The 20,681-nt window shown below is 68.5% G+C and carries 27 protein-coding genes; 10 read left to right on the top strand and 17 right to left on the bottom strand.

Features of this window, described 5'->3' with window-relative positions:
• Positions 1-2: 2 nt before the first annotated feature.
• The 8 genes from BEP68_RS03685 to BEP68_RS03650 form a co-directional block, all read right to left on the bottom strand.
• Positions 3-866, bottom strand: a complete 864-nt coding sequence (locus tag BEP68_RS03685; protein ID WP_187249242.1) for a hypothetical protein — start codon at positions 864-866, stop codon at positions 3-5.
• 87 nt (positions 867-953) lie between these two features.
• Entirely contained in the window at positions 954-1,127 is a 174-nt protein-coding gene (locus BEP68_RS03680; protein WP_053098095.1) for a CsbD family protein, read from the bottom strand.
• Positions 1,128-1,226: 99 nt separating this feature from the next.
• Positions 1,227-1,439 carry a hypothetical protein gene (locus BEP68_RS03675; RefSeq protein WP_053098096.1) on the bottom strand — a complete coding sequence of 71 codons (213 nt, stop codon included), beginning with the start codon at positions 1,437-1,439 and terminating at the stop codon, positions 1,227-1,229.
• A 44-nt stretch (positions 1,440-1,483) separates the two neighbouring features.
• Positions 1,484-2,098 (bottom strand): hypothetical protein, encoded by a 615-nt coding sequence (locus BEP68_RS03670; protein WP_187249241.1) that lies wholly within the window; start codon positions 2,096-2,098, stop codon positions 1,484-1,486.
• On the bottom strand, positions 2,095-2,679 hold the full coding sequence (locus BEP68_RS03665; RefSeq protein ID WP_187249240.1) for a DUF6286 domain-containing protein: 585 nt from the start codon (positions 2,677-2,679) through the stop codon (positions 2,095-2,097). Before BEP68_RS03665 ends, BEP68_RS03670 begins: the two co-directional genes overlap by 4 nt.
• Positions 2,676-3,071 (bottom strand): hypothetical protein, encoded by a 396-nt coding sequence (locus tag BEP68_RS03660; RefSeq protein ID WP_187249239.1) that lies wholly within the window; start codon positions 3,069-3,071, stop codon positions 2,676-2,678. Before BEP68_RS03660 ends, BEP68_RS03665 begins: the two co-directional genes overlap by 4 nt.
• On the bottom strand, positions 3,071-3,259 hold the full coding sequence (locus tag BEP68_RS03655; RefSeq protein ID WP_187249238.1) for a DUF2273 domain-containing protein: 189 nt from the start codon (positions 3,257-3,259) through the stop codon (positions 3,071-3,073). Before BEP68_RS03655 ends, BEP68_RS03660 begins: the two co-directional genes overlap by 1 nt.
• Positions 3,256-3,780, bottom strand: coding sequence for an Asp23/Gls24 family envelope stress response protein (locus tag BEP68_RS03650; RefSeq protein ID WP_053099288.1), 525 nt, complete (start codon positions 3,778-3,780; stop codon positions 3,256-3,258). Before BEP68_RS03650 ends, BEP68_RS03655 begins: the two co-directional genes overlap by 4 nt.
• A gap of 223 nt (positions 3,781-4,003) precedes the next feature.
• Between BEP68_RS03650 and BEP68_RS03645 the strand changes: the two genes are divergently transcribed.
• A complete protein-coding gene (locus BEP68_RS03645) occupies positions 4,004-4,579 on the top strand; it encodes an isochorismatase family protein (protein WP_187249237.1) in 576 nt (191 codons plus the stop codon).
• A gap of 10 nt (positions 4,580-4,589) precedes the next feature.
• Positions 4,590-5,492 (top strand): SDR family NAD(P)-dependent oxidoreductase, encoded by a 903-nt coding sequence (locus BEP68_RS03640; protein WP_187249236.1) that lies wholly within the window; start codon positions 4,590-4,592, stop codon positions 5,490-5,492.
• A gap of 15 nt (positions 5,493-5,507) precedes the next feature.
• Here BEP68_RS03640 and BEP68_RS03635 read toward each other — a convergent pair whose 3' ends face one another.
• Both BEP68_RS03635 and BEP68_RS03630 read right to left on the bottom strand, forming a co-directional pair.
• Complete coding sequence (locus BEP68_RS03635; protein ID WP_072592087.1) at positions 5,508-5,873, bottom strand: cupin domain-containing protein; 366 nt, start codon at positions 5,871-5,873, stop codon at positions 5,508-5,510.
• A gap of 52 nt (positions 5,874-5,925) precedes the next feature.
• Positions 5,926-6,297, bottom strand: coding sequence for a DUF4406 domain-containing protein (locus BEP68_RS03630; RefSeq protein ID WP_187249235.1), 372 nt, complete (start codon positions 6,295-6,297; stop codon positions 5,926-5,928).
• Between the two features lie 67 nt (positions 6,298-6,364).
• Between BEP68_RS03630 and BEP68_RS03625 the strand changes: the two genes are divergently transcribed.
• Positions 6,365-7,114 (top strand): DeoR/GlpR family DNA-binding transcription regulator, encoded by a 750-nt coding sequence (locus tag BEP68_RS03625; protein ID WP_187249234.1) that lies wholly within the window; start codon positions 6,365-6,367, stop codon positions 7,112-7,114.
• 6 nt (positions 7,115-7,120) lie between these two features.
• Here the strand turns inward: BEP68_RS03625 and BEP68_RS03620 are convergent, their stop codons facing one another.
• From BEP68_RS03620 to BEP68_RS03605, 4 genes are all read right to left on the bottom strand, one after another.
• A complete protein-coding gene (locus BEP68_RS03620) occupies positions 7,121-8,314 on the bottom strand; it encodes an MFS transporter (RefSeq protein WP_187249233.1) in 1,194 nt (397 codons plus the stop codon).
• Positions 8,315-8,378: 64 nt separating this feature from the next.
• On the bottom strand, positions 8,379-8,924 hold the full coding sequence (locus tag BEP68_RS03615) for a ThiF family adenylyltransferase (protein WP_187249232.1): 546 nt from the start codon (positions 8,922-8,924) through the stop codon (positions 8,379-8,381).
• Positions 8,925-9,147: 223 nt separating this feature from the next.
• On the bottom strand, positions 9,148-9,819 hold the full coding sequence (locus tag BEP68_RS03610; protein ID WP_187249231.1) for a GOLPH3/VPS74 family protein: 672 nt from the start codon (positions 9,817-9,819) through the stop codon (positions 9,148-9,150).
• A 124-nt stretch (positions 9,820-9,943) separates the two neighbouring features.
• Positions 9,944-10,588, bottom strand: a complete 645-nt coding sequence (locus tag BEP68_RS03605) for an MIP/aquaporin family protein (protein ID WP_053098105.1) — start codon at positions 10,586-10,588, stop codon at positions 9,944-9,946.
• A gap of 211 nt (positions 10,589-10,799) precedes the next feature.
• On the opposite strand from BEP68_RS03605, the gene BEP68_RS03600 reads away from it, so the two are divergent.
• The 4 genes from BEP68_RS03600 (at position 10,800) to BEP68_RS03585 (ending at position 14,372) form a co-directional block, all read left to right on the top strand.
• Positions 10,800-12,182, top strand: coding sequence for an APC family permease (locus BEP68_RS03600; RefSeq protein WP_187249230.1), 1,383 nt, complete (start codon positions 10,800-10,802; stop codon positions 12,180-12,182).
• On the top strand, positions 12,169-12,393 hold the full coding sequence (locus tag BEP68_RS03595) for a hypothetical protein (protein WP_053098107.1): 225 nt from the start codon (positions 12,169-12,171) through the stop codon (positions 12,391-12,393). Before BEP68_RS03600 ends, BEP68_RS03595 begins: the two co-directional genes overlap by 14 nt.
• 171 nt (positions 12,394-12,564) lie before the next feature.
• Positions 12,565-14,241 (top strand): sigma-70 family RNA polymerase sigma factor, encoded by a 1,677-nt coding sequence (locus BEP68_RS03590; protein ID WP_187249229.1) that lies wholly within the window; start codon positions 12,565-12,567, stop codon positions 14,239-14,241.
• Entirely contained in the window at positions 14,211-14,372 is a 162-nt protein-coding gene (locus BEP68_RS03585) for a hypothetical protein (protein WP_187249228.1), read from the top strand. The genes BEP68_RS03590 and BEP68_RS03585 overlap by 31 nt, the downstream gene beginning before the upstream one ends.
• 202 nt (positions 14,373-14,574) lie before the next feature.
• Here BEP68_RS03585 and corA read toward each other — a convergent pair whose 3' ends face one another.
• Together corA and BEP68_RS03575 are read right to left on the bottom strand one after the other, a co-directional pair.
• On the bottom strand, positions 14,575-15,591 hold the full coding sequence (gene corA / locus BEP68_RS03580) for a magnesium/cobalt transporter CorA (protein ID WP_187249227.1): 1,017 nt from the start codon (positions 15,589-15,591) through the stop codon (positions 14,575-14,577).
• Positions 15,592-15,636: 45 nt separating this feature from the next.
• Positions 15,637-16,920 carry a serine hydrolase domain-containing protein gene (locus BEP68_RS03575; protein WP_187249226.1) on the bottom strand — a complete coding sequence of 428 codons (1,284 nt, stop codon included), beginning with the start codon at positions 16,918-16,920 and terminating at the stop codon, positions 15,637-15,639.
• 90 nt (positions 16,921-17,010) lie between these two features.
• Here BEP68_RS03575 and BEP68_RS03570 point away from each other — a divergent pair, with 90 nt between their 5' ends.
• Both BEP68_RS03570 and BEP68_RS03565 read left to right on the top strand, forming a co-directional pair.
• The gene (locus tag BEP68_RS03570; protein ID WP_187249225.1) at positions 17,011-17,334 is read left to right on the top strand and encodes a DUF2470 domain-containing protein; all 324 of its coding nucleotides are present in this window, start codon (positions 17,011-17,013) and stop codon (positions 17,332-17,334) included.
• A 55-nt stretch (positions 17,335-17,389) separates the two neighbouring features.
• Positions 17,390-18,037: a heme oxygenase (biliverdin-producing) gene (locus BEP68_RS03565; RefSeq protein ID WP_053098119.1), complete on the top strand. Its 648-nt coding sequence runs from the start codon at positions 17,390-17,392 to the stop codon at positions 18,035-18,037.
• 12 nt (positions 18,038-18,049) lie between these two features.
• Here the strand turns inward: BEP68_RS03565 and BEP68_RS03560 are convergent, their stop codons facing one another.
• Positions 18,050-19,444, bottom strand: coding sequence for an ATP-dependent RecD-like DNA helicase (locus BEP68_RS03560; protein WP_053098120.1), 1,395 nt, complete (start codon positions 19,442-19,444; stop codon positions 18,050-18,052).
• Between the two features lie 159 nt (positions 19,445-19,603).
• On the opposite strand from BEP68_RS03560, the gene BEP68_RS03555 reads away from it, so the two are divergent.
• Positions 19,604-20,677, top strand: coding sequence for a hypothetical protein (locus BEP68_RS03555; protein WP_187249224.1), 1,074 nt, complete (start codon positions 19,604-19,606; stop codon positions 20,675-20,677).
• Positions 20,678-20,681 lie beyond the last annotated feature (4 nt).

Raw genomic sequence — 20,681 nt, 5'->3', positions numbered from 1 at the left:
CGCTACTCCTCGCCGCTGTCGAGGAATACTCCGACACGGCCGCCGTCGAGCACGAACTGCAGCGCCACGCCTGACGGGAAGCGCTCGGCGAGCTCGTCGGGGGTCTCGGAGTCGAACGGCACCGCGACGGTCGGCGGGAATGCACCCACGCCGCACGCCGCGTACCGTTGGCCCTCGAAACTCCAGGACGTCTCGGTGAAGTCACGCACATCGGGCAGCTGGTCGTTCCTGACGACATTGAGACAGACGTTCTCCGACGAACGCTCTCCCGAGTCGGCGTACCACCCGGGCGTCAGGAAGACCGTCAGGCCGGAGAACTCGGCCGATGCGGCATCCTTCTCCGCGCCGAACCACCCGGGCGCGATCATTCCGGATCTCGTGAGCTCGAGCGTCTCGATCTGCGGCGCACCCGCAGACGACGACACGGGCGGTACCACGGCGAAGGCGTAGGCGATCGACGCCGCGAGCGCGGCCGACACTGCCACGGAGGCCACCCACAGCGGTGCTCGCCACCTCGCCAGGCGCCCCGGCCACCCGGTCACCTCGTGCGACGCCGCGGGCGCGACCGGCTCGTCCCACCTGGACTCGTCGTCCAGTCGGTCGAGCAGGTCACCGCTCTCGCGCGATGCATCGGCCGAGGGATGCACGACCCGCAGCTCGGCGCGCTCCGAGTCGGCAACGGAGTCCAGAACGGGCGCTGAGCCAGCGGCCTGGGATGCCGCCGCGCCCCCGGTCGACGCCGCGCTGCGCGAGGATTCGAGCTCCTCGAGTCGGCGGACCGCGGACGGGTCGCTCGCGATGTCAGCACGCGGACCGTAGGCACGAGCCCGTAGCTCGCGAAGCTCGTCATCAGCGGCAGCATCCATCCCCGGCATCGTCTCACGGCATCCTCGCCGCGCACAGCAACGGGCGGATGGAGCGTGACACCGCTCCATCCGCCCGCACCGGGGGTCTTACTTCTTGAATGCGTCCTTGACGTTCTCGCCGGCCTTCTTCGCGTCGGCCTTGACCTGGTCGGCCTTGCCTTCGGCGGCGAGCTTGTCGTTGTCGGTCGCGTTGCCGATCGCTTCCTTCGCCTTGCCGGCGATGTCCTGAGCGGCGTTCTTGATCTTGTCATCGAGTCCCATGAGGAGCTCCTTTCGTGAGGGTGATCGTGACGGCGGGAGGATTCCCGTCGTCTTATCGCCGTTGCGTGTCGCGACCGACGATAAGTCTGTGGAGGGGTGTCAGCGGCGGACCTTGTCGAGTGCCTTCTCGGCCGCCTTCGCCGCCTTCTTGGCTGCCTTGGCGCGTTCCTTCTTCGCCTTCGGGTCGTTCCACATGCGCACCAGCTGGTGCCGCACGGACTCGCCCTTGTTCACCTGCACGGTCGCTGCCCGACTGCCCACGACGTAGGCGACGAAGGCGATGGCGCCGATGAGGAGGATCTTGTTTCGCATGGTGCTGTCCTGCTTCCTGGGGTGGTGGGGGCGAGGTCCGAGGTTCACGACAGACGTCGCTGGTCGTGCGCGAGCCGCGCCCGGAGGCCGGTGTGGATCGAGACGTAGGTCGCGCTCTCGCGGCCGGTCAGGGTGGCGAGGTTGGTGAGCAGCTTGTCGATGTGGTCGACCAGCTCACGCGGATCGGTGTTCTGCCGGGGCGTGACGGCCACATGCAGCACCGGCTCTCGACGGATGTCGTTCGCGGTGACCTGCGACGACAAGATCTCCGCTCTCCCGGCGAGGGAGTTCTTGACGGCATCCGACACGAACGACTCGGTGACCGTGACACGTCCGAGCGGGTTCTGTGCTCCGCTCGAGCGGAAGGCGGTCTTCGACCGGCGGCCCGAGATGCTGGTGAGGGCGACGATGAGCAGCACGATCACGATGACGATCGCGGCCACTGCGCCGATGCCGATCCACGAGAGGCTGCCGCCGGCGATGGCCGTGGCGGCGATCGCCTGGTCGAGCCATGAGCGGGCGTCCGTGCCGGCCGACGTCCAGATGTCGGTGGCGGTCGGCCAGCTCATGATGGCGATGCCGAGAGCGCCCAGTCCGAGGAAGAGCAGGCCGATGATGAGCAGCAGGGTGCGGTTCAGCGCACGATTGGTGTTGTTCACAGCTCGTCTTCCTTCTCGTGGGGGCGCTCGATGCGCACGCGGGTGCGGACGCTGCGGGTCAGCCGGTAGGTCTGCAGCTCTGCCTCCGTGGCCGACTGCACGGCGCCCTTGTCGAGGGGGATGCCGGCGCCGGGGCGCACGGTGACGTCGACACTGCGGTGGCCGACTCCGACCGTGATGCTCTCGCGAGCCAGACCCGTCTCCTCCGAGAGGTGCTGGGCGAGCGCGCTGGCGATCACGCCGTTGTCGACGACGACCGCCCTGTCGCCCGCCTCGAGGGTGTGCCGTGACAGGCGACCCGGAGTGACGGCCAGCACGACGAGCACGATGCCGACCAGGGCGAGCACGACGCTGCCCGCGATCACGAGTCCGGCCGGCTGTGCGGTGGGCAGGCCGACCAGCCATCCGCCCGCCGCGGCGGGCCCCAGCAGGAGAGCGGGCTGCGCCGCGAGGCTCAGCACGATCTCGAGCCCGATGTAGGCGAGGGCGAGGATGAGAAGGATGACCGCGACGAACATCGCGACGGTCCGCGGCGAATGCGTCTCGCGTCGGACGACGCGACGAAGAACCGGGGTGCTCATCGCACTCGTCTCCTCTCTGGGATGGTGGCGCCGGTGATGGTGAGGGTGATGCGGGTCACGTCACGTCCGAGAAGACCGCTGAGACTCTGCTGCAGCTGCTCCTGCAGCTGACGAGCTCGGTCGAGGACGGGGACGCTCTGGGAGATCGCGACGGTGTCGTCGAGATCGGGGACGGGAAGCGGGGTCGCTATGCGCACGGCGATCCCGCCCGGGTGCTCGGCGACGTCGACCTTCACGTCACCGCGCGGCACACCGATCAGGGTTGCGGACGCCTTCTCGGTGACCGTGCGGTAGACGCGTTCCTTCACGTCGATGCGCCCAGGGACGGTGGCCTCTGCGGTGGCGGCCCGCGCGGGGCCGCCACCGGCGGCGAGGTGCTGGTCGACGCGCATCAGGAGGTACGCCGCCCTGTGAAGGCGTCGGCGAGACCGCGGACGTCGAGCTTGCCGGAGGCGATCCGGCCGATGACGGCTCCGATGCCTGCGAACAGGGCCATGAGGAGGAATCCCCAGAACCCGAACAGCAGAGCGGCCAGGGCCAGGAGTGCGCCGATCAGGGCGCCTGTGGTGGTGGGGGTCATGAGACTCGCGACTCCTCGTTCTCCTGGTTGTCGTCACCGGGGACGTGCACGTCGTTGACCTCGACGTTGACCTCGACGACCTCGAGACCGACCAGGCGGCTGATCGCACCGGCGACGGCGGCGCGCACGTTGCTCGCGACCTCCTGGATCGGGGCGGGGTACTCGACGACGATGGTCAGGTCTGCGGCGGCCTGCGTCTCGCCGACCTCGACCTTGACGCCCTGCGTCAGGTCGGTGGCGTTGACGGCGTCGCGGATGGCGCCGAAGGCACGTGCTCCGCCACCACCGAGCGCGTAGACACCGGCGACCTCACGGGCGGCGATGCCGGCGACCTTGGCGACGACGCCGTCGGCGATGACCGTCTTGCCCGCGGCATCCGAGTCGGCGGGGACGCGCGACGTCGAGAAGGCCGACGTGCGGTCGACGCGCGAACCCGAGGCAGCCGGCTTCGGTGCGGTCGACGTCTGAGCGAGCTCCTTGTCGGCGGGGCTGGTGGGGGTGTTCTGATCCTGAGTTGCCATGACCATTCCTTCGTCTCACGATGTGCCGGCCGGGCCGTGGTGGCTTCGCCGGGAGCGTGTGTGGGTCGCTCACAGATAGGACGAGCGCCGAGCGGGATTCGTCACAGATTCGTCGGGAGAATCTGCGAGACAGGCGCCCGAGCGGCGATCGACGGCAGAGAACACGCGGTCGCTGGCCGTGCAGGCACTGGCCGTCGCGGGCCGGGACCGCGAGGATGATCGGATGAGCCACGACTCCCCCGCCACCGCCCTGCTCGTGATCGACGCGCAGGAATCCTTCCGCCAGCGACCAGACGAGTGGGCGGCCACCGCCAACCCGGGCGTCATCGACAACATCTCCCAGCTCGTCGCGTACGCGCGTCGGTCGGGAGACGCCGTCGTGTGGGTCACGCACTCCGAGCCGGGCAGCGGAGGAGTCTTCGATCCGGCCAACGGCTTCGTCCGGGTGGTCTCCGACCTCGACCCGCAGAGCGACGAGATCGCCGTGACGAAGACTACCGTCAACGCGTTCACATCGACCGATCTCGAAGATCAGCTCCGGCGCCGCGGCGTCGGCCGGGTGGTCGTCTGCGGCATCCGCACCGAGCAGTGCTGCGAGACGACGGCCCGGATGGCGGCCGACCTCGGCTTCACGGTGGAGTTCGTGACGGATGCGACGACGACCTCGGCGATCGAGGCGACGGACGGGCTCGCGGCCGTCGCGGGTGACGAGATCATGCAGCGGACCGAGAGCATCCTGGCGGCGCGCGGATTCGCGACGATCGTCCGCACGGCCGACAGGGTGGGTGTCTCCGCCTAGGTTGGAGGACATGCCCTCGCCGCTCGCGCTCCCCGACCTCACCGGCCGCACGATCCTCGTCACCGGGGCGAACGCGGGCATCGGATACTGGTGCGCGGAGATCCTGGCCACGCAGGGTGCCAGGGTGCTGCTCGGATGCCGGTCGGCAGAGCGCGCACAGGTGGCCGTGTCGTCGATCCGCGCGCAGGTTCCGGGTGCCGACCTCGACATCGTGCCGGTCGATCTCGGGTCGTTGGCGAGCGTCGCCTCGGCGACGGCATCGCTCGACGAGCGGCTCGATGCGGTGATCTGCAATGCCGGGGTCAAGGCGGCGGATCGCAGCGCCCGCACCGCGGACGGACTGGACCTCATGGTCGGCACCAACGCGATCGGACACTTCGCCCTGGTCGCCCAGCTCGACCGTCTGCTCGCCGACGACGCTCGGGTCGTGGCCGTCGGATCGCTGGCGCATCGCTTCGCCGAGATCGACCCCGGCACGCTCACTCAGCCGTGGACGGGTGCGTCGCTGCGTCAGTACGGCCGCTCGAAGGCCGCCCTGATGGCCCTCGCCTTCGAGCTGAACCGCCGGTGGCGGGGCACGGCGCGGTCTGCGCTGTGTGCTCACCCCGGTTACGCCGTCGATCCGCTGACTCCGCACCGCGACGGACTCGCCGCGGTCTCACCTCTGACGCGCGCCCTCGCGTCGGTCAGCCGCCCGCTCGTGCAGGGCAAGGATGCCGGGGCCGCGCCGATCCTGCATGCTGCCGTCGCGGCCGATGCCACCGGCGGCGATTATTGGGGTCCGGGCGGGCTGCTCGAGTTCCGCGGGGCGCCCAAGCGGGTCGCCGCGAGCGCCCAGGTGCGGTCGGTCGACGTCGGCGCGGAACTGTGGTCGGTCGCCGAGCACCTCTCGGGCGTGCGCTTCACGATCTGACGATCTGACAGCGGATCAGGCGAGCTCCTGGAGTGTCGCGGTCATGTCGCCTCCGGCATCCCCGGTGTTGACCGTTCCCTTCGGCTCGAACAGGATCGCGTGCACCTCGTCCGTCGCCTTCGGGCAGTGCTCGACCCCGCGCGGCACGACGAAGACGTCGTTCGGGTGCAGAATCACGTCACGGTCGCGGAGCTGGATGGTGAGCTGACCGCTCACCACCATGAACAGCTCATCGGTGTCGGGGTGGGTGTGCCAGACGAATTCGCCCTGGAGCTTGACGACCTTGACGTCGTAGTCGTTGACGCTGGTGAGCCGGTGCGGCTGCCAGTGCTCGGTGATCGTCGAGAGGGCGTCGTGGACGTTGCGCACATCGTCTGTCATGCTCACGAGCCTAGCCACCGGCTGGCCACGGCCCCCTCCCGATGAGCAGCGCTCACACGGCTTCGGCATCCCTCGACGGGATCTCGTCGATCGATCGATACACGGGCAGCCCGCGCTCGAGCGCGATCTCGACGTCCTTGTCGGCGCCGGCGGAGTCTCCCGGCAGGCGCAGCACCGCGTCGCAGTGCTGCAGCAGTCGGTGGGCCGTCTCGTACATGACGTCGCCCTCGGCGGCATCCGTCTCGTCCATGCCTCGGAGGATCGGCAGGGCGACCCATTCGCCGATCATCGGCACATGGCCGAGACGGTGGATGGGGGCCGCGACCTCTTCGAGGACCTCGAGGTTGCGGGCGATCAGGGCGGGGTCGCCGCCCGTGCCGGAGCGGTAGGGGCCGGCGATGAGAATCAGCAGTGGTGTGTTCATGGAGAAGACTGTAACGTTAACCGTGCAGGAACGTGCAACTTCGTGAATGAACGGGATGGAGCTTCGGATGCTGAGTGCGCAACGAAAGGATCATCTGCGCGAGATCCTGCGCAGAGACGGTCGCGTTGTGGCGAAGGACGTCGCCACCGATCTCGGCGTCTCCGAGGACTCGATCCGTCGCGATCTGCGCGAGCTCGCCGACACGGGCGAACTCGTCCGCGTCTATGGCGGCGCTCTGCCGGTTCCGCCGGCCGATCGGCCCGTCGACGAGCGCTCGTCGCTGGCCACCGAGAGCAAGGAGCGGGTCGCCCGCCGCGCCGTCGAGCTGATCCTGCCGGGCTCGACGATCGTGCTGGATGCCGGAACCACGACGCTCGCGATGGCCCGCATGCTGCCGTACGGCGCCGACCTGACCGTCATCACCCCCAGCCCGGCGATCGCCCTCGCCGTCGCCGAGCACTCCGACGCCCGCGTAGTGATCATCGGCGGCGAACTCGCCCGCTTCTCGATGGTCGCGAGCGGCCCCCTCGCCATGGAGGCCGTGCAGCATCTCGCCGCAGACCTGTTCTTCCTGGGCGTGACGGGCGTCGATCCCGTCCAGGGCCTGACCACCGGCAACCTCGACGACGCCGCCACCAAACGCGCGATCGCCGCACGCTGTGCGCAGACCTACGTCCTGGGCAGCGAGGAGAAGATCGGCGCCATCTCGCGCTTCCCGGTTCTGAACGTCGACGCCATCACCGGTCTCGTGGTCGACCCTCAAGACGCGAACCCGGTCATCGGCGATCTCGCAGAGGGCATGCCGGTGCTGCGCTGACCGGTGTCAGTCGGGGGCCTCGTGAACCACCTCGCCGAGATCAGCGAGCCTCGGTATCAGTCTGAGGTCGCTCGAGCTCACCATGACGACGACGGTGGCGATTGCGACCATCGCTGAGAGTACGAGCGGCACAACGGGTCCGTAGTGATCGAAAAGAAGCCCTCCTCCCAAGGCTCCCACCGGCATGAGCAGCATCCCCGGCACACCGGACGCAGCTGTCACTCTTCCCATCAACGGCGCGGGCGTGACGGTGACGGTATAAGCGCTGATCGCCGCGTTGAAAGCCGGAAGTGGAAGCGCCGAGAGGAGCAGGATCGCGGCCGTGATGGGTAGCGACGGATAGGTGAGGACGACCGCCGCTTGCCCCAGGGCGAAAGCGGCGAGCGCGATACTCCCCAACCGCCCCAACCGGAATCGGGATGAGACCGGCCCCGCCAGCAGCGCTCCAGCCACGACGCCCGCCCCGAAGGCTGTTGCAAGAATTCCGATCGCGACAGGAGCCTCTCCTCGTGTTTGGTAGTAGGCGATCAATGTGAGCGGGAGAACGATGATCGGAAGGTTCGCGAGGCCTGCGACGATGGCAACACCGCGGAGCCCCCGCTGTCTCCATACAAAGGCGAACCCGTCGCGCAGTTGTACGACGTAACCACTCTGGGGCTGCAGGTCGGTTGCTCGTGACGACGAGCGCGGAGTGAAGATGCCCGCGACCACGTTGAGGGCGATTTGCGCCCCCAACGCCCATACCGTGCCTGCCGAAAAGAGCAGGCCTCCTACGGGTCCGCCGATCAAGCCGGCACCAGCCTCTCGCCCTTGTGAAACGGCAGCGGCCCAGCCGAGTTGATCGCGAGGGACGATCACCTTCACCAGTGCCTGTTCGCTCGGCCCATCGAGCCCGGATGCGCCTCCAGCGAGTGCCGCCCCCAGAAGCAAAAGCGGCAGGAACTTCGCATCAGGAAGCAGTATCGCGGTCAGCGCGAGCGCCCACCCGAACGCCTGGGCGAAGGACGACAGTCGCAGCACCAGCGACGGTGGATGCCGGTCGACGAGTGCGCCACCGAGAGCCTGGGTGGCAATGAGCGCTGCGTTCGACACGAACAGCACTAGACCAGCAAGCGTGGCCGATGCCGTCATGCCGAGCACGATGAGGGGCAGTGCGACGTTTCCGATAGCCGACGACAGTTCGTTCGACACCTTCGCCACGACCAGCCGCTGAAAGGATCGGTTCCGACGCAAGCTGGAGGAACTGCCCACTGACTCGGAGACGTCACCCATGGGGACAATCGCCAGGTACCTCAACGACGTATGAATGGGCGTAGTCGAACATGTTCTGATGGAAGGAAGAACCTATCGTCTGCGGCGAGAGGCCCGTCAGGAAGCGAATACCCTCGTAGGCGGCGAGGGAGGCCGCCATGTGCACCACCGGACCAAAAGCAGCGTTGAACGCAGGTGGAGATTCCGAGAACGACCCAAGTCGTCCTTCACTTGCGAGCCGTTCACGTGCGGCGCCACGAAGGCACCGATAACAGCCAGTAAGACCCGGCACGTAGATACAGCAGTTGATCATTGGCCCCGCGTAGCTGCAGTCAATCCATGGCGTCCCCAGCTTCAGGGCCTCGTCCGAAACCCAGTACGGCATCTGGTCCGGACGGTCCGCCGCGCGAAAGAATAGATCGGTCTCCGCCAGTATGCGATGCCCGGAGCGTATGCGCGGCTTCACAGTCCCTGCCCTTCTTCCTACTCGGACGGGCTGCGGGCCGACGCGGGCGTCGAATACGTCATTCATCTCGACGTCGATGATCTGAAGCTCCATGGTTCACCTCCTCATGTCTCGTGGAATCACGACGGTAGCCACGGCCGCTGCAGCGACGCCGATGCGGCGCGCAGAACTTGCGTTGCTATATCGGAATGCGATCCTGACGCACCGCATGGTTTCGAAGTGCCGTCCCCATCTCCTGGTCGGCGGCTTCGTCCGTGGGCTGCAGTCGTCTTCGCAAATCGTGCGTGGACTGAGGCGTAAGGCAGACGGGACGGTATCAGGTGATGGTCGCCGCCACGATCGTCGGCGTCATGATCGCCACCATCGCGGCCGTGATCGCATCGTTGACCGCCTTGGCGACGGCATCCCCTGCCTGCGAACCTGCCGTGAGCTGCTCGATCCGCTTCTTGAGGTCGCGCGAGCACAGCCCGCCGCACTCCTCGCGCAGGATCGCGTGCGCCGCGTTGAGATTCTGCAGGATCGCAAGCAGCGCCAGGTCGGCCTGCGTCGGAGCACCCGTTCCGGCGATCACCGCGGCGAGCCGCGCCCTCAGCGCCTGCTCGGGTGTGGAATCGGATTCGGGAGTGCGTGCCGACCCCCAGCCGAAGAATCCGCGCTCCCCTCTGACGAGCACGCCCTGCACGATGAGCGACTCGACCACGATCTCGAGCGGATCGAGCTTGGGGCGCACCACGAGCGACTGCAGCCGCTTGCCGCGCAACGGCACGAGGCGCTGCAGTGTCGTATCGAGGATCGGGTTGCCCGTCGGGTCGGTCGACACGATCTCGACGACCGGGTTCTTCTCGTCCGACACCGCGATGCGTCCGTGCAGGGCGAGGTCGACGATCACGGCCGCGACCTCGCCGTACAGGCGGTTCACGCTCACCGCGCTCTCGACGCGGCCATCAGGCCGGAGAAGCAGCATGTGGAGTTCCTCGACGATCAGCATGCATCCACGCTATGACGGGCCACCTCACGACGGCATCCCCCGGACGGATGATTCCGGAACACCCCCCCCCACACGCACCAACGCCGCGCCCTCCGGAGAGGCCGCGGCGTTCGATGAAGAGTGGTTACGCGCCGATCTTCTTGGCATCGTCCGCGTTGAGCACGCGGAAGAGCAGAGCCGCGATGACCGCGCCGACCACGGGGGCGACGATGTAGAGCCACAGTGAGGCCCAGTCGAAGTACCCGCCGACCGAGAGGCCGAGGGCCACCGCCGGGTTGAAGCCGCCGCCCGAGATCGAACCGACGGTCGCTGCGCCGACGAACACCGTCGCCCCGATCGCGAGGCCGTAGAACGAGTTGCCCTCGGTGTCCTTCGAGGTCGCGGTGTTGAGCACGACCCAGACGAGGATCAGCGTGAACAGCGCCTCGACGAAGAAGGCGGGTCCTACCTCGACGACCAGAGCCTCGCCACCGGCGGGCCACACGGCGAAGCTGACCAGCGCGGCGAGCGCGCCACCGACGAACTGCGCCACGAGGTAGGCGATGAAGTCGACGACGCTGAGGCCGCCACGGATGAAGACGCCGACGGAGACCGCCGGGTTGAGGTGAGCGCCCGAGATGTGGCCGGTCGAGAAGACGAGCACGGCGAGCGTGAAGCCGATCGCGAGCGGAGTCAGCGGGCTCTCGCTGTTGATCGCCGCGATGATCGTGAGGACGAAGAGGAACGTGGCGATCGCTTCGGCGAGCGCCTTTCGGGGAGTACCGGACATGAGAAGTGCTCTTTTCTGAGAGGTGAGGGAAGGCGACCCCCGTCCGCCTGCGCACTCCAGCCGACGCACCCTCCGATAACGCCCCCGAATCTAGCGACGGCAGTCGGAGTCCGGGCGTACGCCGCGCTGGCGCCTGTGAAATACCTGAATGCGATGCGACGGCATGTCAACCCCGTCGCCACATCGGCACGCTTGTCCGTACTGTTCCGGGATGACTTCCGACACCGCCACGACGCCGGAGGAGCCCACTCGCCTGCGTCGCGCCATCACCGGCCCCCTGCTGTTCGCCTTCATCCTGGGCGACGTGCTCGGCGCCGGCATCTACGCCCTGATGGGTGTGCTGTCCGAGAAGGTCGGCGGGATGCTGTGGGCACCGCTGCTTCTCGCTCTCCTGCTCGCGCTGCTGACCGCGGGGTCGTACGCCGAGCTGGTCACCAAGTATCCGCGCGCCGGCGGGGCATCCGTCTTCGCGGAGCGCGCCTTCCACAGCCCCGTCGTCTCGTTCCTGGTCGGGTTCAGCATGCTCGCGGCCGGCGTGACGAGCGCCGCGGGCCTGGCGATCGCTTTCGCCGGCGACTACCTCGGCACGTTCTTCGACCTGCCGACCATTCCGGTCGCGATCGTCTTCCTCGCGATCGTCGGAGCACTCAACGCCCGCGGCATCCGTGAGTCGCTCGGCGCGAATCTGGTGATGACGGCGATCGAGCTGAGCGGTCTCGTGATCGTGATCGTCGTGGTCGGGATGTTCGTGGTCGGCGGCGGCGGCGACGCCTCGCGGCTGACTCAGACGCCCGAGGGGACGCCCGTCGCCCTGGCGGTCCTGTCGGGAGCGGTGATCGCCTACTACTCCTTCGTCGGCTTCGAGACCTCGGCGAACATGATCGAAGAGGTCAAGAATCCGCGGCGCACCTATCCGCGAGCCCTCTTCGGCGCGCTCTTCACCGCCGGTGCGGTGTACGTGCTCGTGGGTGTCGCGAGTTCCATCGCGCTGCCGGCGTCCGAGCTGCAGGAGTCGAGCGGACCGCTGCTGTCGGTCGTCGAGGCCGCGGGTGCCAGCATCCCCTCCTGGCTGTTCAGCCTGATCGCCCTGATCGCGGTGGCGAACGGCGCACTGCTCACGATGATCATGGTGAGCCGCCTGACCTACGGGATGGCCGAGCAGAACCTGCTGCCCGCCGTGCTCGGCCGGGTGCTGCCGAATCGAAAGACCCCGTGGGTGGCGATCCTCACCACGACCCTCGTCGCGATGGGACTCACGCTCGTCGGCGATCTGGCGACGCTCGCCGAGACCGTCGTGCTGCTGCTGCTCTTCGTCTTCCTCAGCGTCAACGTCTCGGTGCTGGTGCTGCGACGTGACCGCGTCGCGCACGATCACTTCCGCATCTGGACGGTCATCCCGGTGCTGGGCATCGCCTCGTGCATCCTGCTGCTCACCCAGCAGCGAGGGGTCGTCTGGCTGTTCGGCGCGATCCTGCTGGCGGTCGGCGCCGTGCTGTACCTGCTCGCCCGCTGGGGCCGCAACCGCTCCGACCGCCGCGACAACGACGGAGCCCCGTCATCCACCACCACGAAGGAGAACGATGAGCACGCCTGACCTCACCCCCGACGCCGATGACGCCATGACGAGCGAGGAGAAGCGCCACGACCAGCTGACCGCGGCCCCTGATGCCACCGAGGCCGATGCCGCCCCGCGCATCGAGGTCTCGGAGCACGACGGGAACACCCGCATCGACATCCTCCCCGATGCCGCCGTGCGGCCGGGACCCGGACCCGGGGTCGAGGTCGACGACGAGCCCGAGCAGTAGCCGGAGCGGCGGCGAGAACGCGCGCGGGATCGCCCCCGCGATACTTCAGCGTTCCGATATATCACGACTCATCCCTCGAAAGCAAGCTCTGAGCGTATGCTGACTCCGAGACCGCCTCCGCGGTCTCGGAGTCGGTGACCCGGACCCCGTCACCACGATCGGGGGGACGCCATGAGCATCACCACAGATCCGAGCACCGACACGCGGTCGGATGCCGAGCTCGCCGACGCGACGCGCAGCGGAGACGCCCGAGCGTTCGCCGTGCTGTGGCAGCGCCATTCCGAGGCGGGGCTCCGCGCGGCCCGGGCAGTGACGCGTTCCATCGACCCTGACGACCTCGTCAGCGAGGCCTTCACGAAGACATTCAGCGCGATGCAGAACGGCGGCGGACCGACCGATGGCTTCCGGGCGTATCTCTACGCCGCCATCCGCAACGCCGCCGCGACGTGGGGCGGCAAGCAGAAGGACATCCCGATCGAGTTCATCGAGGAGATCCCCGATGAGGCCCCCGACGCGATCGAGCAGCTGTCGGACAAGACGATGCTCGCGGCGGCGTTCAAGAATCTGCCCGAGAACCACCGCACCCTGCTCTGGTACCTCGAGGTCGAGGGCATGAAGCCGCGCGAGATCGCTCCGCTGATGGGGCTGACTCCGAATGCCGTGTCTGCGCTCGCTCTCCGCGCGCGCGACGGATTCCGCCATGCCTGGCTGGATGCGCTCATCGCCGACCCTTCCCGTCCCGAGGAGTGTCGCTGGGCGTGCGGTCGCCTCGTGCGCCGCTCTCGCCGCCCGGTGAGTCGGCACGAGCGCCCCCGCCTCGAGTCCCATCTCGAAGGGTGCGCCGGCTGCACGATCATCGCGCGAGACATCGACACGGCCTCGTCGAAGCTGCGAGCCGTGCTGCTGCCCCTCGCACTCGGCAGCGCCGGGGCAGCCGCCTACGCCGCTCTCGAGCCCGGCGCGGCAGCGAGCGCCTCCGTCATCGGACCGTCCGCCGCCCTGCGGACCCGCCGCGTGCTCACCATCGGGATCGCCGCGGGAAGCGCGGTCGCCCTTGCGGCGACGGTCGCCGTGGCGATGGTCGGCCCTTGGTCGCAACCGGCGGCAGACGGCGACCGTGGTGAGGCGTCCGGGCCCGCCGCCCGACCCATCGCCCCGACTCCCGGTGCCACACCCGCGACGGACGACGACACGTCACCGACGCCCCCACCTGTCGCACCGCTCATTCCTGCTCCGGTGGAGCCGCCAGTGCAGCCGGTCGTCGAGACGACTCGGCAGGACACACCTGTGCGCGCCGTTCCGGAGCCGCCGAGCGCCCCGGTGGCCGCACCGCCGGCGGCGGGCCCTCCGGCGACCAGACCCCCCGTGGCGACCCCGCCGGTCGAGGTCCCGCCGGTCGAGATCCCGCCCGTGTTCGCGATCGGTCCGGACGGGTGGGACACCAGCAGTCCCCTCGCTGTCTCGGTGAGCGGCACCGGCATCCCCGGCAGCACGGTCGCCGTCATCGACGAGCTCGGCTCCGTCCTCGCCCAGGCGACGGTCGACGGCGACGGTGAGTTCACGCTCTCCGTCGCGGGAGGCGAACTGAGGCAGGGCATGACGCTCACGGCCCAGCACACCTCACCCTCCGGCGACGTGGACCTCAGCGAGCCGGTCGGACCCCTCGCATTCCCCGTGCCGGTCATCTCTGGCGATCAGCCCCGCCCCCACCTCGAGCGGGGGGATGCTGACGCCGACGGCGAGCAGGACGACGCGCGCTCGTCACTCTCGAGGGCATCCCGGGCGGCTGGGTGCAGGTCGCCGTCGACGGCGTCGTGGTGCCCCACCTCATCGCCATCGACGAGGTGACCTCCGACGACTACATCCCCGACATCCATCTCGGATTCCACCTGCTCACCCTGCGATACGTCGATGCGGAGTCGGGCGTCACCGGTCCTGGAGCCGAGTACGCGGTCGTCGTCACCCCGGGCGGCAAGTGACGTCCGGGCACGGATCCGACCGGAATATTGGTTGCGGCGTCAGGAACGGGCGTCGTCAGCGTCTTGATAGTGGGACGAGAAGCCGGCCCTGGGGACCTGAGTCGACTTCGTGTCCGAGAGCTCGCGTTCCCCTACGGACGCGGCACTCGCGGGTGGGGCTGCTCCCCAGTCCCACCCGCATTCCCTTCCGCACCCGTGGGGCCTACAGCCAGCCCTTGCGCTTGAACGCCCAGTAGAGCCCGACGCCCATCGCCAGCATCAGAGCGACCGCCATGGGGTATCCGAGCGTCCAATGCAGCTCGGGCATATGGTCGAAGTTCATGCCGTACACCGTGCCGACGAGCGTCGGGGCGAACAGGATCGCCGCCCAGCCCGAGATCTTCTTGACCTCGTCGTTCTGTCGGATGCTCAGCTCGGTCATCCGCCGCATCTCCTCGTTCTGCCGCCGCGCCACGATCGTGGACTCGACGGTCAGCGCGTTGTCGAGCACCGTGCGGAAGGTGTTCGCGCGCTCCGACACGCGCAGGGTGTGGTCGAGCACGTCGCGCAGGTACCGCTGCAGCTCCTCGTCGACCTCGTACTTCGTCGAACCTCGCAGCAGTGAGTCCAGCATGCCCGCGAGAGGCTGCACCGCGCGCTGGAAGTCGATCACCTCACGACCGAGTTCGTAGATGCGCTGCGTCGCGTCGACCTCGTCCTCGAAGAGCTGGCTCTCGATCTCGTCGATGTCGTTCTCGAGTCCCGACAGCACGGGTGCGTACTCGTCGACGACCTCGTCGAGGATCGCATAGAGCACCGCCTCCGGTCCGAGCTTCAGCAGATCGGGGTCGTCTTCGAGTCGGCGTCGCACCCTCGCCAGGTCGGGAGACTCCGCGTGGCGGATCGTCACCACGAAGTCGGGACCCACGAGCACATGGATCTCGCCGAACTCGACCTCCTCCGCGGCATCCAGATACCGGGCGGATCGCAGCACCATGAACAGCACGTCTCCGTACCGCTCGAGCTTCGACCGCTGGTGACCCGAGAGCGCATCCTCGACGACGAGAGCGTGGATGCCGAACTCGTCGGCGACCTCGCGGATCTCGGCTTCGCTCGGCCGGTACAGACCTATCCAGCTCATGCCGCCGCGTTCGCGCAGCACCTCGAACGTCTCACTGAGGCTCCGCGGATTCTCGGTGCGGACCCCGTCGACGTAGATCGCGTTGTCGATGATCGCCATCGGCGTTCCCTTCGTCGGTATGCCGCGGCGGTCGTGCGCCCGGCCCTAGGCGGCCGGCGGTGCGACGCAGGCGACCGCCGAGTCCGTGATGGCCTGGTGGTACTGCTCGGCCGTGAACGGAAGCCCGAACTCGGGAGCGGTCTCACCCGCGGCTGCAGGCACCTTTGAGGCGATCGCCGCGAGCTCCCACGCCAGGTACATCGCGGTCGTCGCGCCGGTCGTCGAGTTGTTCAGCGACACTGCGACCGTGAAGCCCGTCTCGGGGTCGGAGAACGCCGACGTCTGATACCCGGGAGTCCAGCCCGCCTGTCCGACCATCGAGCCGACGAGCAGAGCCCCGCCCGTGGCCTGGAGCCAGGAGGGAGCCTGGGGGCCCTGCGGCAGGGGAGCTCCGAAGCGGTTCGGCTCGTCCTTCGTGCGCAGCTTCTGCGCGGCTTCGGCCTGGGCGTACCGACCGAGATCCTCGATCGTCGACACGACGCCGGAGTCGGTGTAGCCGGTGCTCGACGAGAGCGTGGTGATGTCGACCGGGGCCGCACAGTCGTACCCGCCTTCGACGGGCGTCAGGTAGTGCCCGTTCATGACCGGTCCGTCAGAGGGCGGGGCCGGGGCCGGCGAAGGCAGCGACGTCGCCGAGAGACCGAGCGGCTGGGTCACGTACTCGGCGATCAGCTCGGACGCCGTGCGGCCGGACGCCCGCTCGAGTGCGAGTCCGAGCAGCAGGTAGCCGGCATCCGAGTTCGTGTAGGTCGTCTTCGGAGTGGTGCGCGGGGCGCCGAGGCCGTACGCCGCGAGCTCGAGGGGTGCCCACACGCGCTCGGGGGTGGTGAGCCATGCGGCCTGCGCGGTCGCCTCGGACGAGCCGACGCCGCTCGTGCTGTTGCACAGGTCGAGCAGCGTGATGTCCTTCATGTCAGCGACGCCCGAGACGTGGTCGGGCACGGGGTCGTCGAGATCGACCACGCCGTCATCGGCCAGACCGTAGAGCACGTCGCACGTCATGAGACGCGTCATGTCCGCGATCCGGAAGGACATGTCGGTGCTGATCTCTTCGTCGCCGCCGGGGGTCTGGGTGCCGAGACCGGCGACCCAGCTGCCGCTCCACGGAGCCCACACGCCCACGACGGCGCCCGAGGCACCCGATGCGGCGAGCGCGTTGGTGATGGCCGCCTCCATGGCGGTGACCGTGTCGTCAGGCAGAGGGCCGTCGACCTGGGACGGAGGCTGGTAGCTGAACTCCGGTTCGGCCGTGCAGCCGGTGAGGAAGAGCCCGAGCGCGGCTGCGCCGGCCACTGCTGCGCGGAACGTGCGCGACGAGAGAAGCTGCATGAAAGGGGACCCCCGGAAGACGTGTCTCCCGAGTCTAGAACGCCCATCCTGAAAGAAAGGCATCACCGAACGCCGTTTAGGGTGATCACCATGCCCCGCACGTTCGATGCCGACGTCGTCTCCGCGATCCTCCGCCACATGAACGGCGACCACACCGATGACAATCTGCTCATCACGCGCGCCTTCGCGCCGGCCGAAGGGTCTCAGTCGGACGAGATCACCGACGCCGTGATGACGGACCTCGACGGCGACGGCGGAGTCTGGAAGGTCACCCGCTCCGGCGAGGCCTCCGAGCTTCGCATCCCCTGGCCCTCCGGTCCGATCACGGAGCGCCCCGCCGTGCGCCGCGAGGTCGTCGCGCTCTACGATCTCGCCTGCGAGAAGCTCGGGGTCGAGCCGCGTCCGCACGCATGACGCTCGGCTCACCGAGGGGTTTCCTTTCAGGTTAGGCGACCCTTACACTGGGCACATGTCCGAGATCCTCTCCTTCTCCGCAGCCCTCCGTGAGCGCTCCTCCGGTTCGCACTCGCGCAGCGAGGGTGCAGGCTTCATGTCCGACCTGCTCAAGGGCGAAGGATCGCGCGAGGACTACATCGCGCTCGTCGCGCAGCACTACTTCATCTACGAAGCCCTCGAGGGCGCGGGCGAGCGCATGCGCCAGGACCCCGTGGCATCCGTCTTCCTCAGCGACAAGCTGACCCGCCTGCCCGCGCTCGAGGCCGACCTCGAGTTCCTCCTCGGGGCGCACTGGCGCGATGTGATCGTCGCGCTGCCGACCACGCAGCGCTACGTCGAGCGCATCCGCCAGGTCGGGGCGACCTGGGCCGGTGGCTTCGTCGCGCATCACTACACGCGCTACCTCGGCGATCTGTCGGGCGGCATCTTCATCGGACGCGTCATGGCACGCCGCTTCGGCTTCGAGACCAACGGCATCGGCTTCTATCTGTTCGACGACATCGCCGACCCGTCGGCGTTCAAGGACGTCTACCGCGAGCAGCTCGACTCCGCCCCCTGGGACGACGCCGAGCGCGAGCGCGTGATCGACGAGGTCCTGCTCGCCTACCGGTTCAACACCGAGCTCTTCGAAGACCTCGACCGCGCACGCGTCGCCGCCTGACCACGAACGGTCTCAGCCCTTCCCGACCTCGGGAGTGGATGCCGCGAGCCACGCGTCGCGCATGAAGCGGCGCACATCCTCGTCGACGCGGATGTCGCTCGGGCGCAGCGCCCTCGACAGGTAGAGCCCGTCGAGGGACGTGAGCCGAGACAGCGCCACATAGGTCTGCCCTGGAGCGAAGGCGCCTGAGCCGAGGTCGATGATCGCGCGGTCGTAGGTCTTGCCCTGCGACTTGTGGATCGTGACGGCCCACGCGAGGCGCAGCGGGAACTGGGTGAACTCCGCCACGACGTCACGGCTCAGCTTCTTGGTGCTCGGCTCGTAGGAGTATCGGAACCGCTCCCAGACCGCGGGCTCGACGTCGACCTCTTCGCCGTCGATCTCGACGCGCACGGTCTCTCCGAGGATCCGCACGACCGTGCCGATCGTGCCGTTCACCCACCGCGGCGGCTCGCCCGACATCGAGGTGTCGTTGCGGAGGAACATCACCTGCGCGCCGATCTTGAGCTTGAGCTCCGACTCGGCCGGCAGCGACGCCTCGCCCTTCCCGAACTCGCCGCTGACCTCGGCACGCGCCGTCTGCTCCTTGCCGGGCAGCGCTGCGAGGTGGCGGCTGTTGATGGTGTTCACGATGTCGTTGCGGGTGGCGAGGGTGATCATCGGCACCTCTCCCGGCTCCGGGTCCGGTGGTGTTCGCGCACCCTGCGTGTTCAGCACTCCCGCGATCTCCGCGGTGACCCGCCCGTACCGCACCGCGTTCAGCATCGCCTTGAAACCGTCATCCGACTGCCGGTGGATCTGCACGAGCTCGCGCACGTGCAGCTCGGCCCGGGTGTCGACGGCGAACAGTCCCCCGTCGTCATCGTCACCCTCACCGCCGGCCGGACCCGCCCAGACCTTGGCGTCGAAGAACCAGAACGAGCGGTAGTGGTCCTTGACGTAGCGCAGCTCGTCGCCGCGCGGCGGCACGGGGGCCAGCTGATACGGATCGCCGAACATCACGATCTGCACTCCGCCGAACGGGATGCCCCGCTTGCCCCGCGCCTGACGGAGCGAACGGTCGATCGCATCCATCAGGTCGGCGTTGACCATCGAGATCTCGTCGATCACGAGCGTCTCGATCGCATTGAGGATCCGTCGCGTGTTGTCGTTCTGATCGATGTCCGAGTCGCCGATCAGTCCGATCGGCAGCCGGAACAGGGAGTGGATCGTCTGACCCTCGACGTTGAGCGCGGCGACGCCGGTCGGCGCGCAGATGGCGATCTGCTTCTTCGTGTTCCACGAGAAGTACTGCAGCAGCGTCGACTTGCCGGTGCCCGCTCGACCGGTGATGAAGACGTGCTCGCTGGTGTCCTCGATCAACCGGAACAGCTCTTGCTGCTCTTCGGACAGGGCGGGAAGCGACACGGTTCTCTCACACGGACGGAGGCGGGAATGCACGGCGACACCGTGCCTCCCCATGCTACGTGGCGGCGCCGCCCGGCATCCGAGGAACACAGCGATCGCGGCCGACGCACACCGACTCACGCACGGCGTCGTCCCAGGCCACGCTTCTAGACTGACGCCATGCAGCAGGTCGAGACGAAGGCGCCCCGGCGCTCGCGCCTCGCTGCCGATCTCGCGCTCCTCGCGGTCGTCGGCCTCGTGCTCGTCGCCGCTCTCGGTGCAGGTGGGGCCACCCTGTACCAGCAGTTCTACGGGCCGTCGGCGTTCGTCGTGCGCTACCTCGACCTGCTCTCGGAAGGACGAGCGGCTGACGCTCTGCGCGTGCCCGGCGTCGCGATCGATCGGGAGACCCTCGAGATCGCCGGCATCGGAGCCACCGCGTCGGAGGCGCTGCTGCGTCACTCGGCACTCGCGCCGCTCACCGACGTCGAGGTGCAGTCGGAACAGGCCGACGAGTCCGGCAAGACCGAGGTGACCGTGTCGTACGAGGCGAGCGGGCACGCCGGCAGCACCACCTTCACCGTCGAGCAGGACGGCTGGGCGGGGGTCACCCCCAACTGGCGCTTCACGACGAGCCCGCTGGCCGTGGTCGAGCTCACGGTGCGCGGTGCCGATCAGTTCGCCGTCAACGGCTTCGAGATGGATCGCCGCCAGGTCTCACCCGCCGGGGCGGAGGCCGCACCCCTCGATCCCCTTCCCCTGCTGGTCTTCACGCCGGGGCTGTACTCGGTCACCGTCGACACTGCGATCGCGGAGTCCGAGGGCATCGGCGTCCTCGCCGACACCCCGCTCGCCACCACGCCCGTCGACGTGCAGACCGAGCCCACCTCGGACTTCGTCGCGGTGGTGCAGCAGCGGGTCGAGGAGTTCCTCACCGCCTGCACGACGCAGGAGGTGCTGCAGCCGACCGCCTGCCCGTTCGGCCTCGAGGTCTCCAACCGCCTCGCCTCGCTGCCGAAGTGGTCGATCGCCGCACAACCGCAGGTGAGCGTCGTGCCCGACGGCGGACACTGGAAGATCCCCCCGACGGATGCCGTCGCGCACGTCGACGTCGAGATCCGCTCGCTCTTCGACGGCTCGGTTCAGGAGCGGTCGGAGGACGTCCCGTTCCAGGTGAACGGATCGATCACGATCCTCCCCGACGGCAAGGTGTCGATCCGGGTCGGATCCCCCGACGAGGAGTCCACGGGCTGACGCC

The organism is Microbacterium sp. 4-7 (genome assembly GCF_014332665.1).
Lineage (GTDB): Bacteria > Actinomycetota > Actinomycetes > Actinomycetales > Microbacteriaceae > Microbacterium.
This window is presented reverse-complemented; position numbering and strand designations above follow the sequence as displayed.